We start from the raw sequence: 12800 nt of genomic DNA on the forward strand, positions 1-12800 counted from the left end.
TCCGAATATTGGTTTGACACCATTAGGGGGCAGGCGCTGGAGCTAGACAGTTATCTATTAATCAAATGCGGACTGCTCCCTGGCCACCAGCTTTAGAGCAAGTGAAAAAAGTGCAGCAATGGCAGGACGAATAATAAGCTGTCAAAGCGGTCCAGAATTCCGCCATGGCCAGGCAGAATATTTCCTGAGTCTTTTACATTATAATGACGCTTTAATGCTGATTCCACTAAATCCCCTATTTGCCCGAACACTGACAAGATTGCTGTAATCACTAATAATCCCAGCATGGACTCATCAATATCTGTGAAGATAATAAATAATACCGCAACGGCAAGAGCACAGACCACACCACCAAGTGACCCTTCCACAGTCTTATTCGGGCTGATTTCAGGCCAAAGCTTCTTCTTTCCCATTGCTTTTCCTATAAAGTAGGCACCTGAATCTGTTGCCCAAATAAGAAATAATGCAAAAAAGAGATATGTCAAACCCTGATCTGCGAAGCGGGTCTCAATAAAATAGAAAAACCCAATGCCAACATATAAAGTAGACATAATCGAAAAAGCCACATCATCAAAAGTAAATTTATTTTTTGTTGCAACAGTATACGTTAGGAAAAGAAGCACCCCAAAAAGAGCTACCTCAATTTTTGTATAATTCAAATCATCCAGGATTGACTGAAATTCTTTAGGCAATAGGAAAACCCACAATAATAGTAAAGAAATAATGCCTGGAATCGAGAATAAACTTAAATTTCTCATTTTCAATAGTTCATATAGTGCAATGGATGCCAGCAAGTATGCCAGGATGATTATAGGCATGCCTCCAAAGATAATGACTGGCAGGAGGACTGCACCGAATATAATTGCTGTGATAATACGCTGCTTCATTCAATTTTTCAACACCTTTATTGTACTCCCCCAAAACGCCTTTGGCGGCTTTGGAATACTTCGATTGCTTCGAGCATTTGCTCTTCATTGAAATCCGGCCACAATACATCTGTAAACCAGAATTCCGTATACGCAAGCTGCCAAAGCATAAAATTGCTTAATCTGATTTCACCGCTTGTACGAATCAGCAGATCAGGATCCTGCAGTCCGCCCGTCATGAGGTAGGATGAGAATTTTTCTTCATTCAATTCATTTTCATCCATTATACCACTTTTGCAATCATTTAAGACATGCTTGACGGCTTCGAGTATTTCGGCTCTGCTTCCATAATTAAGTGCAAAGTTCAACACTAGGCCTGTGTTATTTTTTGTCTCTTCCATCGCTTTGGAAACTGCATTTCGGGTATGGGCAGGCAGGTGGTCAAAATAACCAATCATTCTTACTTGCACATTCTCTTCTACCAGCTCTGGCAGGAAAGTTCCCAGAAATTCCTCAGGCAGTTTCATAAGAAAGTCCACTTCCATTTTAGGCCTTTTCCAATTTTCAGTAGAGAATGCATATAGAGTTAAGGTCTTTACTCCAATATCGCTTGCAAATCTGGTAATTTTTCGGACAACTTTCATTCCCTCATGATGGCCGGCAACTCTTGGAAGAGCTCTTTTCTTCGCCCATCTTCCATTTCCATCCATAATGATGGCAACATGCTCAGGGATTTGCAATTCTTTTATTTTTTCAACTCTCTCTCGGAGATCGGAAGAACTGTTTTGGGACTTCCATAACTTCATTTTATCAAACATAAGTCTGCTCCTTTAAAATAGGTTAATCCTCCGATAAAAGATAAGTGAAACTTCAATCAGCAGGGGCTTGATCCCGGATGATTGATAGCTGATATTCATTCATAGTATCTTTTAGAGATTATTCTAATGGTAAATTATGATATTGCCTCTTTCCGCATGATAATATCATACCAAAAATAAAAAAATATATCTCTATAAAAGAGTATGTTACCAGAAACTAAATTCAGGATAGGAATACTGGCTTCTATACATATTCCAGCGAAGTCAGCATGCAAATACACAAACTGATTATGTAGCTCCCAAAGAGTAAAAGAACCCCCTATTGATAGAGGGTTCTCAGTATAGAGTCATTAGACTGCAAGAATTTCTTTTTCTTTTTCTTTTGTTAATTCGTCAATCTTACTGATGTGATCATCAGTAAGTTTTTGAATGTCATCAGAAAAACCGCGAAGATCATCTTCTGTGATATCTCCATTTTTTTCAAGCTTTTTAAGGTCATCATTGGCATCGCGGCGAACATTGCGGATAGCAACTTTTGCGTCTTCCGATTCTTTTTTGACAACCTTCACGAGGTCTTTGCGGCGTTCCTCAGTAAGCTGAGGAATAGCCAGTCTGATAACACTGCCGTCATTAGACGGATTTAAGCCGATATCAGATTTAAGGATGGCTTTTTCAATTTCTCCAAGAATGGATTTGTCATAAGGAGTAATGACTAAAAGGCGCGCTTCTGGAGCAGATACCCCGGCTAGCTGATTTACAGGAGTCGGTGCACCATAGTAATCAACAGTAATGCGATCAAGCAATGAAGCATTTGCTTTACCTGCTCGGATGCTCGCAAGCTCCCTTGTATAAGCTGAAATTGCTTTAGTCATTCTTTCTTTTGCATCTGCAATAACTTGTTTTGGCATTATTTTTTCCCCCTAACGATTGTTCCGATTGTTTCACCCATTACGGCGCGGTTAATATTGCCTTTTTCCATAATTGAGAACACAATTAATGGAATGTTGTTATCCATGCATAAAGATGAAGCTGTAGAATCCATAACAGCCAATCCTTCTTTCAAAACATCAAGATAGGAAAGCTCATCATATTTTTTAGCATTTTTATCAATGCGAGGGTCAGCTGAATAGACGCCATCCACATTGTTTTTCGCCATTAGAATTACTTCTGCTTCAATTTCTGCAGCTCGCAATGCTGCTGTTGTATCAGTAGAGAAGTAAGGATTTCCGGTTCCTGCAGCAAAGATCACAACCCGCTTTTTCTCAAGATGGCGGATGGCTCTTCTGCGGATGTACGGCTCAGCGACCTGCCTCATCTCGATTGAGGTTTGAACTCTCGTCTCCACTCCGAGATTCTCGAGGCTATCCTGCAGCGCCAATGAGTTCATGACAGTAGCAAGCATTCCCATATAGTCGGCATTTGCCCTGTCCATACCCATTTCTTCTCCAATCTTTCCGCGCCAGATGTTTCCTCCGCCGACAACAACGGCAACCTCAACACCTAATGCAGCCAGATCCTTAACCTGTGCAGCAATTGATTTAATCACTGAAGGATTAATTCCAAATCCTTGCTCCCCTGCTAAAGCTTCTCCACTTAATTTCAAGACCACGCGTTTGTATTTAGGGCTGCTCATAAGAACCTCCATATGTAGTATAAAAACTCACCATTGCTTTTTAATTTTATCTCATTCTTGAAAAACAGGGAACACAAAGTGTTCCCTGAATCATAGCTGAATTAATTAATATTAAAAAATTACTTCTTAACTTGGTTCATTACTTCTTCAGCGAAGTTGTCTTCACGCTTTTCAATACCTTCTCCAACTTCGTAGCGAACGAACTCACGGATTTTTCCGCCTTTAGATTCAACGAATTTCCCTACTTTTTGATCAGGGTTTTTAACAAAAGCCTGGTCATTTACGCAAACATCTTCGAAATATTTGCCAAGGCGTCCTTCTACCATCTTAGCAACGATGTTCTCAGGCTTGCCTTCGTTAAGAGCTTGCTGAGTCAATACTTGACGCTCGCGCTCTACTTCGTCCTGTGATACTTCATCACGAGATACATATTTTGGGTTTAGGGCAGCAATATGCATTGCAACATCTTTCGCTGCATCCTCGTCAGTTGTTCCTTCAAGAACTGTTAGCACACCAATGCGTCCGCCCATGTGAAGGTACGCACCGAAAGCATCGCTGTCAGTTTTTGTTTTGATTTCGAAGCGGCGAAGAGAAAGCTTTTCTCCGATTTTAGCAATCGCACTGTTGATGTGAGATTCTAATGTTGCACCGTTAGCCATTGTCTGGCCAGCTGCTTCTTCAACAGAAGCAGGCTTTACAGAAAGCAAATGCTCTGCGATTTCTTTAACAAGAGTTTGGAACCCTTCGTTTTTGGCAACGAAATCTGTTTCAGAGTTTACTTCAAGGATAACAGCTTCGTTTCCGTCTACTTTAACAGAAGTAAGACCTTCTGCAGCAATACGGTCACCTTTCTTAGCAGCTTTAGCGATTCCTTTTTCACGAAGGAAGTCGATTGCTTTTTCCATATCACCTTCAGTTTCCTGAAGTGCTTTTTTGCAGTCCATCATGCCTGCGCCTGTTTTTTCACGAAGTTCTTTAACCATTTGAGCAGTAATTGCCATTATGAGATCCTCCTTAATGAGTTATGTAATAATATCTTTACCATTTATAGCTGTATGGAAAACTAAACTTTGCCTTTTCTTTAAAAAGGTGATAAAGGGTGCTCCCTCTTATCACCTTCTTTTAAATCAAGAAAAAGCACCTTAGAGCAGTTCAGCTCCAGCGCTCCAAGGCGCCTCCGCTTTTCTATTAAGCAGTTGTAACTTCTTCACCTTGTTTAGCTTCAAGGATAGCATCTGCCATTTTGCCTGTTAACAATTTAACAGCGCGGATAGCATCATCGTTTGCAGGAATGACAACATCAATTTCATCCGGATCACAGTTAGTGTCAACGATACCAACGATAGGGATGTTTAATTTATGTGCTTCTGCAACAGCGATGCGCTCTTTGCGTGGGTCAATGATGAATAGAGCATCCGGAAGGCTCTTCATATCTTTGATTCCGCCTAAGAACTTCTCTAAGCGCTCTTGCTCTTTCTTCAATTGAACAACTTCTTTTTTAGGAAGAACTTCGAAAGTTCCGTCTTCAGACATTCTTTCGATATCCTTTAAACGCGCAATACGCTTTTGAATTGTTTCAAAGTTTGTTAAAGTTCCACCCAACCAGCGCTGGTTCACATAGAACATACCAGAACGGATTGCTTCTTCTTTAACAGAATCTTGAGCTTGTTTCTTAGTTCCTACGAAAAGGATTGTGCCGCCGTTACCAGCAAGCTCCTTAACGAAGTTATAAGCTTCTTCTACCTTCTTAACAGTCTTTTGAAGGTCGATGATGTAGATGCCGTTACGCTCAGTGAAGATATATTTCTTCATCTTAGGGTTCCAGCGGCGAGTCTGGTGTCCGAAGTGTACACCAGCTTCAAGCAATTGCTTCATTGAAATTACTGACATTTGTGTTTCCTCCTAATGGTTTTTAGTTCCTCCGCCCATATCATTTTCAGCCGGCAACTGCATTTGAACAGCACCATCCGGCTAAATCCATAAGCGTGTGTATTAACACCATTTGTTAATATAGCATAAGTGTTTTTCACAATCAAGCTATTCTTGCTGATTTTGACGAAATTTAAGCATTAACTCGATTTCTGTCTTCCCTTTTCCTAATTTCTTTGCAATATCTTCCACATTCAGTCCCTGTTTTTTCATCATAAGCACTTGATCTTCCATTGATGAAGGAATCTCTTCTTTAACCCGCTGACTGTTATCTGACTGCATTACAGATTCAGGTACCTTTAAAGATGCTAAACCTTCTGATTCATTCGATTCTTCCTCCGCAGCCCTCAAGTTCTTTTTGTAGGCTTTAGATGCCTGATATACGGATGCTCTGGCTAATCGCAATGATTTCTCAGCAGCTTTAGCTATATTTTCATCACTTTTTCTTTCGGGATTTACCCTGATGCTTTTTTCTTTTACAAATGATTGGTTTTTAGCATTTATCTGCGAAAATTTGTTAATAAAGTCATCGTTTTCTTCCTTCATTTGAATTAGGTAAGAAGATATGACTTCTTCCATTTCAACAAGCATTTTTTCCTGTTTTTTCTCTGTTTCCATTAATTTGTTCTGACGCAGAAACAGCAAAATAATGGCTAATAACGCTACAATATTCAGCAGCAGGCTAATAGCTAATAGAAAAGCTGTCATGATATCCCTCTATCCGCTGTAGTCAATAACCTTCCCTTTGTATGGATGGTTCTGTATGTCATTGCTGTCTTTTTTCTGATTATCTTTCCGTTCATGTCCCCCGGCATCATTTTGGCTTTCGCTGTCATCATTGCCAAGATTGACATTTTGTTTTTGCTCATGTTTGATCACGGTCTTCCGCTGCTTCTCAGCATTTTCCCGTATACTCTCGGCAGCAAACCCGCTTATTGTCTGTCCCCTCTGCTGAAGCTGTTCCTGGATTTTACCTGCGTCAAACGTTCTCGGCAGTGCTATCTGCATTTCTATTGATTTTAAACTCATCCCGGATCACTTCCTTAATAAAGGATCGTTTCTCCCTGTTTCTAAAGGATTACTTCTTATTTCTCCCTTTGAAAAATGGAACTTTGAAGATTTGAACTGTCTGGCGAATCACTTTTGAATATTTTCCAAAATGCATAGAAGTGTTTGGATAGACCTTCCCATAAATAACAATCGAAGCTTTCATTTTTCATCTTTATCTTTTTCCAGTTCGGTAGCTCTTCATTTATTTTGGTCAATTTAACCTGCAAATGAGCTTTGGTTGCCCTTTGTTTGAGAATAATGATTCTATGTTCTTCCGACAGCTTTCCTGTAAGCCTTGCCATTTCTGTCAGTCTTCCATCAATACTATCCAGCTTTTTGATTGCTTCCTGCAGTTTGGCTGATTCGTTTAGGAGAGCTTTATCGGCCTTATCCAAATCGGTGTCCATCCCTGTAAAAAGCTCCGTTTTAGTAAATAGGTGATTGCCCAGCTTTTAATTTTAACAGATATGCATCACTGCCGTTTTCTGCAGGAATTCCTTTTGATAATAGAATGGGGTATTCCACTGAGAAAGGATTTCTGCAGATTCACTGGATTACTTCTTCGCTCATACCAAATGTGATTTTTTCGTCAGCAAGCAGTTTGTACAAATCTTCAGGGTGGACGGCTCTATCAAGTTTAATATCTGACGGCTGAATCAATGCAGCTAAACGTTGAGCATCAACTAAAATTTGAAATTGGCTTTTCATGCTGATTCCTTCCTTTGCAGAAAGAAATGACACTAGATTATATTGCTTTTTCCAGCAGCTGCCTCAGCTTAAAAATTGACTTTGAATGAATTTGAGATATACGGGAGGTAGATAGGCCCATCACTTCGCCAATTTCTGTCAGTGTTAATTCCTCTTTATAAAATAAACTTAGCACCATCTGCTCTTTTTCATTTAATTGTAAGATTTTTTCAGCCATTTCTTCCAAAAGTTCATTCTTTAATACCTTTTCTTCTGGAATAATTGCTTTTTCATCCTTAATGGAGTAGCTGCCATCCTTTTCGTCAGCATCGGGCTGTTCATCAATTGAAAGGATGTTTGCGTAAAAATGTTCATTCATAACAGAATACACTTCATCTTCCTGCATCTCTGCTTCTTCAGCAATTTCATGCACAGTTGCATTGCGCATCAGCCGCTGCTCCAGCTTCTCAATGGCAGCATCTATTTTTTTCGCTTTATCCCTCGTACTTCGCGGAAGCCAATCTTCCTTCCTTAATCCATCCAGAATTGCACCGCGAATGCGAAAAGAAGCATATGTATCAAATTTCAAATCTCTTGCAGGATCAAATTTTTCCAGAGCGTCATATAACCCCATTAGCCCCAGGCTACGAATATCATCTCTTGAAACATTCTTCGGCAGGGTAGCGGATATCCGCTGTACATGATAGCTTACAAGAGGCAAATATTTTTTCACAAGAAAATTCCCCGCTTGAGCATCACGAGAGTCGACCCATTTAGCCCAGTATGTGCTTTCTTCGGTTATCAGGTCTGTCATGGCCATCCTCCTCAAACGTTTCCATTTCTATTAACTATTGTTAGTATATCAAAATGTTTCCTATAAAAATATTAACTTCAGCCTTCACCGCTCGCTTTTAACCCATAAAGAGGGGACGTGTTCTTCGGAGAGGTTATTGGAGAGATTTATAAAAAAGCCGGAAAAAAAAGCTGATTCTCTAAAAACTGCACATAATTAAAAACAGGAACTTAAATAATCATTTGGCCTTTGTTTACAGTCCGAATCATCAATTCACCTGATTGAGGGTTGAATTCGATTGTTCTGCCGCTGTGGCCCCCAACATCTTCACCTAAAATGGCAATTTTCAAGAATGAAAGTTCCTGTTTTACTGCCTCTACGTTCCTGGGACCAATCCTCATTAAATCACTTCCGGAGGAGTACTTAAACATTTGGGCTCCACCGGCAATCTTCGCTTTTAATCCTGAAGGCCTTGCCCCGCCTTTCGCCAGAAGGCTCACTAAGTCCCTGATTGCAGTATCAGCATATTTAGCTGAATTAAAGCTTGCACCTTTGGCAAGAGAGGAGTCAGGCAGCATAATATGTGCAAGTCCGGCAATTTCTGCGCTAAGGTCATAAAGAACCACACCTACACAGGAACCAAGTCCTGATGTCCTGATTAAGCTGGGGGTTTTAACAATATTCATATCTGCGATGCCTACTTTTACAACTTCAAGAAGATTATTCATGATCCGGGACTCCCAAGGCCTTAAAAATGATTTGAAATGATTCAGGATCGGGAAGCAAAAAAAGTGGCCATTTACAGCATCCGTATTTTGAAATTCTTCATTTAAAGCTGTATCAATTACAATCGCGTAATCGCTCAACTGTGAAATTTCCAGCAGCCCCGTGCCAATTATTGCTCCCACCATATCAATGCTCAGCATTGGCACAGAGGGGAAAAGTGATAGTTTGGTAAAATCAGATAAAGAAGATAAATAAGAGCCTGAGAGAATGTTTCCAAGCTCCTGCAGTGCCGATAGGGCAAGCTCATCATATGGCAATTCATCTGCACAGAAAGGTATGTTTCCAGGCAGTTCCCGAATGAAGATTTCAGCCTGTTCAAGAGGCAGTACAAAAAACATGCTGCCTGGGGCGTCTCCGTCTATCCTCAGAAACACCCCGGCCACTACATTGTCTGCCCCTCCAGCCATATCGATCATTTCATCAAAAGAAACAATTTTCACATCCGGCACAGACATATCAATTTTTTTATTGAGAAGCGTTGATAATGCAGTCGCCGCATGCCCAGCTCCAATATTCCCGATTTCTTTAAGAATATCCAATTTCAAGCTGCTGATATTCTTGTCTAGAAAACTCATCCCGCTATCCCTTGTCCATCATGGGCTGTCAACTCTTCAGGATTCAGGACTCTTTCCAAATCTATCAGAATAAATAATCGCTTATCGATTTTCGTTACACCTTTGATAAAATCGGCCTCTTCAGTACCGATTACCTCCGGCGGGGTTCAATAGATTCAAGGTCCACATCAATGACATCATTTGCAGAATCTACAATCAGGCCAACTTCCATATCATCCAATACCGCGATAATTACTCGTGAATGCTCATTATATTCAGCCTCTTCCAGATTAAATCTGCTTCTGAGACTAATAATCGGCGTTACAACCCCCCGTAAATTGATTACTCCTTTTACAAAGCCTGCTGTTCGTGGAACCCGGGTTATATGCTCAACCTTTTCAATTGAACGCACCTGATTCACCGGAATTGCATACTCTTTCTCTTTCAGCTGGAATACAATCAATTTTAAATCTGCGGCTGCCGTTTCACTCATCCTGTTCACTCCTTTATAAACGTCAATCTTAATTATTTAATCAATGCATTGCAGTCCACTATCAGGACGACCTGTCCATCACCTAAAATGGTTGCACCGGAAATGGCAAATACGCTGGTTAAGTAGTTTCCAAGGGATTTTAAAACCACTTCCTGCTGTCCAATAAAGGAATCTACAACAAGCCCTGCCATCTTTTCCCCTTTTCTGACGATGACAACGGAAATGAATTCTTCTTCATGATTCTCAGATGGCACTTCAAAGATTTCCTTCAAAGATAGGAGCGGAACCACTTTTCCTCTGAAATCAATCACCTTTTGATTATGCGCACTTAAGATGTCTTCTTTTCTGATAATAGCTGTTTCAATAATAGACGATAGAGGGATTGCATATTTTTCCTTCTCAATCTCAACGAGCATGACTGAAATAATGGATAAAGTTAATGGCAGCTGTATGGAGAAAATGGAACCCTGCCCCATTTTTGAATCAATTGAAACTGATCCTCCCAATGACTCGATTGTATTCTTTACAACATCAAGCCCCACACCCCGTCCGGAAACATCTGAGATTTTATCCGCAGTCGAGAAGCCAGAAGCAAAAATCAGTTCATAAGCCTGTTTGTCCGTTAGAGCAGAAGCTGTTTGCTCTGTAATGATGCCGTTTTTCAGTGCTTTCTTTATAACCTTATCTTTGTTTATACCTGCACCATCGTCCTCTATTTCAATGAACACATGATTGCCGCTGTGATATGCCTTTAATACGACATTTCCTTCTTCACTCTTTCCGTTTTCTTTGCGGACTTCCGGCGTTTCAACCCCATGGTCCAGTGCATTTCGAATTAAATGAACAAGCGGATCGCCAATTTCATCAATAACAGTCCGGTCTAGTTCGGTTTCTGCCCCGACTATTTCGAGATTGATCTTTTTATTTAAATCTCTTGCCAATTGTCTGACCATTCTTGGGAAACGATTAAATACCGTTTCTATTGGGACCATGCGCATATTCAGAATAATATTCTGAAGGTCTCCTGAGATCCTTGACATATGCTCAACCGTTTCATGCAGTTCCTGATTGTTTAATTCCTTGGATATTTGTTCAAGCCGTCCCCTGTCAATCACCAATTCTTCAAACAAATTCATAAGGATATCCAATCTCTCGATATTTACCCTAATCGTTTTATTGCTAACCTGCTTTACTGTTGGGGCTTTTTTGTCCTCTTTTGGCATATCTGAAGCAGCCTCTGCGGCCACTTCCGCGGCAGGCGGTGCAGCTTCTGCCTCTTTCAAAGCTTCCTGAGTGCTGTAGTTCTCCATAGATAGCCGCAGCACTTCAATTCTTTCCACTTCCGATACCTTCAAAAGTTTTTGACGGATATCTTCAGGCGTTTCTTTGGTAACAATTGTTACAGAAAATTCCTGATCAAATTGCTCTTCTTCAAGCTGCTCAACTGAAGGTGTGGCTTTGATCACTTCCCCGCTCTTCTCAAGTACTTCAAAAACCATAAATACTCTGGCGGCTTTCAGCAGACAATCTGCCCGCAATGCTATTGATATTTCATAGGATTCAAAGCCCTGCTCCTTGGATTGCTGAATAACTGTCCATTCAAAATCATCATATGTACTCTTGATCATTCCTTGCGGTTCTGCAATTGCTGCTGCCGTTTCGGCTCTTGCTGCAGACTGCACCGGACTTTCCCCTTTTTCGATCAGCATTAATTTTTCTACAGCTTCGGAAACATCCCTTTTGCCGTCACCGCCTTCTGCAATTGACTGGACCATTGCTTCAAGATCATCAACAGCCAGAAAAACGACATCCAGAATTTCAGCATTCACTTTTATTTTCTGATTTCTGATTGCATCAAGCACATTTTCCATTTGATGGGTTAGATTTGCGAGATCTTCATACCCCATAGTGGCTGACATGCCTTTTAGCGTATGCGCTGATCTGAAGATCTCATTAACTATTTTGATATCCTCAGGATTTTTCTCTAATTCCAGAAGCTGCTCATTGCACGCCTGCAAATGCTCCTTGCTTTCTTCAATAAATACCTCTAAATATTGATTCATCTCCATGTGCCTGCACCCCTCGGCTTTAAACAAATTTCAATATGGATTCTGCTATATGTTCAATATTCTGCACATCATCTGCCAGACCGGATTCAATCACTGCTCTTGGCATTCCAAATACTATCGATGTTTCTTTTGATTCAGCAATAGCCTTTACTTCACCGTTTTTCTTCATTTCCATCAGGCCATTTTTTCCATCTGCACCCATTCCTGTCATGATGACAGCAATTTTTTGAATCCCTTTGATTTCACCTAAGGACTCAAACATCACATCAACTGAAGGCCTGTGTCCGTTCCTTGGCGGTGAATCATCCAGATGGATAACAAGATCCTTGCCTAATCTTGCAGCTGTCAGATGAAAGCCTCCTGGAGCTATATATGCCGTGCCGTTCTGAAGAATATCACCATCCTCGGCTTCCTTTACCGATAAATCTGATAAACCATTAAGTCTGCTGGCCAGCGATTTCGTAAATCCGGCAGGCATATGCTGAACAATGAGTACCGGCGCATTCAGATTTCCAGGGAGGTCACACAGCACTTTTTGAAGAGCCCGCGGTCCGCCTGTGGAAGTACCTATGCAAATTAACTTTCTGAGATTTGAACTCGATACGGAAGAAGAACGGCCGATCTGCATAAATTGACATGGTTCTATTTTACTAAATTTTTGCTGTAATACAGCAGTTTTTTTCCTTTAGCCGGAAATTTAACCAGCCCTTTCATATTTGCATTGCTCGCCTGCACTATTTTTTCTGTTAATTCAGTTTTTATTTTATGCAGGTCCAGTGAAATGGGACCTGATGGCTTGGCAATAAAATCTACTGCACCATATTCCATAGCTGTGAAGGTGTTTTCAGCACCTTCCTTCGTGGTGCTTGAAAGCATCACTACAGGGACCGGCATGGTCTTCATAATAATTTTTAGAGCTTCCAGGCCATTTAGAACCGGCATTTCAACATCCATGGTTACTACATCAGGATTTAATTCTTTTATCTTCCTTAGTCCCTCTTCCCCATTTCTGGCTGTCCCGACAACTTGAATTCTGTCATCTTCAGAAAGGAAATCCCCAATCAGTTTTCTCATAAAGGCTGAATCATCTACTACAAGCACTTTGACTGTCTTCATGCTGGT

General features: G+C 40.7%; 13 protein-coding genes and 3 pseudogenes. All 16 read right to left on the reverse strand.

The features are described from left to right. Positions 1-92: 92 nt before the first annotated feature. Complete coding sequence (locus tag M5V91_RS11800) at positions 93-887, reverse strand: phosphatidate cytidylyltransferase (protein WP_009330712.1); 795 nt, start codon at positions 885-887, stop codon at positions 93-95. A 17-nt stretch (positions 888-904) separates the two neighbouring features. Continuing rightward, positions 905-1684 (reverse strand): undecaprenyl pyrophosphate synthase, encoded by a 780-nt coding sequence (gene uppS / locus M5V91_RS11805; RefSeq protein WP_009330713.1) that lies wholly within the window; start codon positions 1682-1684, stop codon positions 905-907. Positions 1685-2034: 350 nt separating this feature from the next. Then, positions 2035-2592 carry a ribosome recycling factor gene (gene frr, locus M5V91_RS11810; RefSeq protein WP_009330715.1) on the reverse strand — a complete coding sequence of 186 codons (558 nt, stop codon included), beginning with the start codon at positions 2590-2592 and terminating at the stop codon, positions 2035-2037. Next, positions 2592-3317: a UMP kinase gene (gene pyrH / locus M5V91_RS11815; RefSeq protein WP_009330717.1), complete on the reverse strand. Its 726-nt coding sequence runs from the start codon at positions 3315-3317 to the stop codon at positions 2592-2594. The genes frr and pyrH overlap by 1 nt, the downstream gene beginning before the upstream one ends. Positions 3318-3436: 119 nt before the next feature. Beyond that, positions 3437-4318, reverse strand: coding sequence for a translation elongation factor Ts (gene tsf / locus M5V91_RS11820; protein WP_009330719.1), 882 nt, complete (start codon positions 4316-4318; stop codon positions 3437-3439). A 187-nt stretch (positions 4319-4505) separates the two neighbouring features. After that, a complete protein-coding gene (rpsB, locus tag M5V91_RS11825; RefSeq protein WP_009330721.1) occupies positions 4506-5207 on the reverse strand; it encodes a 30S ribosomal protein S2 in 702 nt (233 codons plus the stop codon). 147 nt (positions 5208-5354) lie between these two features. Then, positions 5355-5954 (reverse strand): DUF6115 domain-containing protein, encoded by a 600-nt coding sequence (locus M5V91_RS11830; RefSeq protein ID WP_009330724.1) that lies wholly within the window; start codon positions 5952-5954, stop codon positions 5355-5357. A gap of 9 nt (positions 5955-5963) precedes the next feature. Beyond that, entirely contained in the window at positions 5964-6275 is a 312-nt protein-coding gene (locus tag M5V91_RS11835) for a hypothetical protein (RefSeq protein ID WP_019381776.1), read from the reverse strand. Positions 6276-6331: 56 nt separating this feature from the next. Beyond that, entirely contained in the window at positions 6332-6691 is a 360-nt protein-coding gene (locus M5V91_RS11840; protein ID WP_236888016.1) for a hypothetical protein, read from the reverse strand. A 151-nt stretch (positions 6692-6842) separates the two neighbouring features. Further along, positions 6843-7004, reverse strand: a complete 162-nt coding sequence (locus M5V91_RS11845) for a hypothetical protein (protein WP_019381775.1) — start codon at positions 7002-7004, stop codon at positions 6843-6845. A gap of 37 nt (positions 7005-7041) precedes the next feature. Continuing rightward, a complete protein-coding gene (locus M5V91_RS11850; RefSeq protein ID WP_009330732.1) occupies positions 7042-7797 on the reverse strand; it encodes a FliA/WhiG family RNA polymerase sigma factor in 756 nt (251 codons plus the stop codon). 209 nt (positions 7798-8006) lie between these two features. Continuing rightward, complete coding sequence (locus M5V91_RS11855) at positions 8007-8504, reverse strand: chemotaxis protein CheD (protein WP_009330734.1); 498 nt, start codon at positions 8502-8504, stop codon at positions 8007-8009. Further along, a pseudogene (locus M5V91_RS11860) lies at positions 8497-9137 on the reverse strand (chemotaxis protein CheC). The gene M5V91_RS11855 and the pseudogene M5V91_RS11860 overlap by 8 nt, the downstream one beginning before the upstream one ends. Then, positions 9134-9609, reverse strand: a pseudogene (locus M5V91_RS11865) (chemotaxis protein CheW). Before M5V91_RS11865 ends, M5V91_RS11860 begins: the two co-directional pseudogenes overlap by 4 nt. A gap of 32 nt (positions 9610-9641) precedes the next feature. Then, positions 9642-11678, reverse strand: a complete 2037-nt coding sequence (locus tag M5V91_RS11870) for a chemotaxis protein CheA (protein ID WP_284522165.1) — start codon at positions 11676-11678, stop codon at positions 9642-9644. A gap of 19 nt (positions 11679-11697) precedes the next feature. Then, a pseudogene (locus M5V91_RS11875) lies at positions 11698-12794 on the reverse strand (protein-glutamate methylesterase/protein-glutamine glutaminase). Positions 12795-12800: the final 6 nt, after the last annotated feature.

This window comes from Cytobacillus pseudoceanisediminis (assembly GCF_023516215.1).
Lineage (GTDB): Bacteria > Bacillota > Bacilli > Bacillales > Cytobacillaceae > Cytobacillus > Cytobacillus pseudoceanisediminis.

What these genes read in the sequence shown, in the direction of transcription:
- frr (WP_009330715.1), bottom strand. Translation starts at nt 2,592, where the DNA reads ATGCCAAAACAAGTTATTGCAGATGCAAAAGAAAGAATGACTAAAGCA.
- M5V91_RS11830 (WP_009330724.1), bottom strand. Translation starts at nt 5,954, where the DNA reads ATGACAGCTTTTCTATTAGCTATTAGCCTGCTGCTGAATATTGTAGCG.
- M5V91_RS11855 (WP_009330734.1), bottom strand. Translation starts at nt 8,504, where the DNA reads ATGAATAATCTTCTTGAAGTTGTAAAAGTAGGCATCGCAGATATGAAT.
- M5V91_RS11845 (WP_019381775.1), bottom strand. Translation starts at nt 7,004, where the DNA reads ATGAAAAGCCAATTTCAAATTTTAGTTGATGCTCAACGTTTAGCTGCA.
- uppS (WP_009330713.1), bottom strand. Translation starts at nt 1,684, where the DNA reads ATGTTTGATAAAATGAAGTTATGGAAGTCCCAAAACAGTTCTTCCGAT.
- M5V91_RS11850 (WP_009330732.1), bottom strand. Translation starts at nt 7,797, where the DNA reads ATGACAGACCTGATAACCGAAGAAAGCACATACTGGGCTAAATGGGTC.
- M5V91_RS11800 (WP_009330712.1), bottom strand. Translation starts at nt 887, where the DNA reads ATGAAGCAGCGTATTATCACAGCAATTATATTCGGTGCAGTCCTCCTG.
- tsf (WP_009330719.1), bottom strand. Translation starts at nt 4,318, where the DNA reads ATGGCAATTACTGCTCAAATGGTTAAAGAACTTCGTGAAAAAACAGGC.
- M5V91_RS11870 (WP_284522165.1), bottom strand. Translation starts at nt 11,678, where the DNA reads ATGGAGATGAATCAATATTTAGAGGTATTTATTGAAGAAAGCAAGGAG.
- M5V91_RS11835 (WP_019381776.1), bottom strand. Translation starts at nt 6,275, where the DNA reads ATGAGTTTAAAATCAATAGAAATGCAGATAGCACTGCCGAGAACGTTT.
- rpsB (WP_009330721.1), bottom strand. Translation starts at nt 5,207, where the DNA reads ATGTCAGTAATTTCAATGAAGCAATTGCTTGAAGCTGGTGTACACTTC.
- pyrH (WP_009330717.1), bottom strand. Translation starts at nt 3,317, where the DNA reads ATGAGCAGCCCTAAATACAAACGCGTGGTCTTGAAATTAAGTGGAGAA.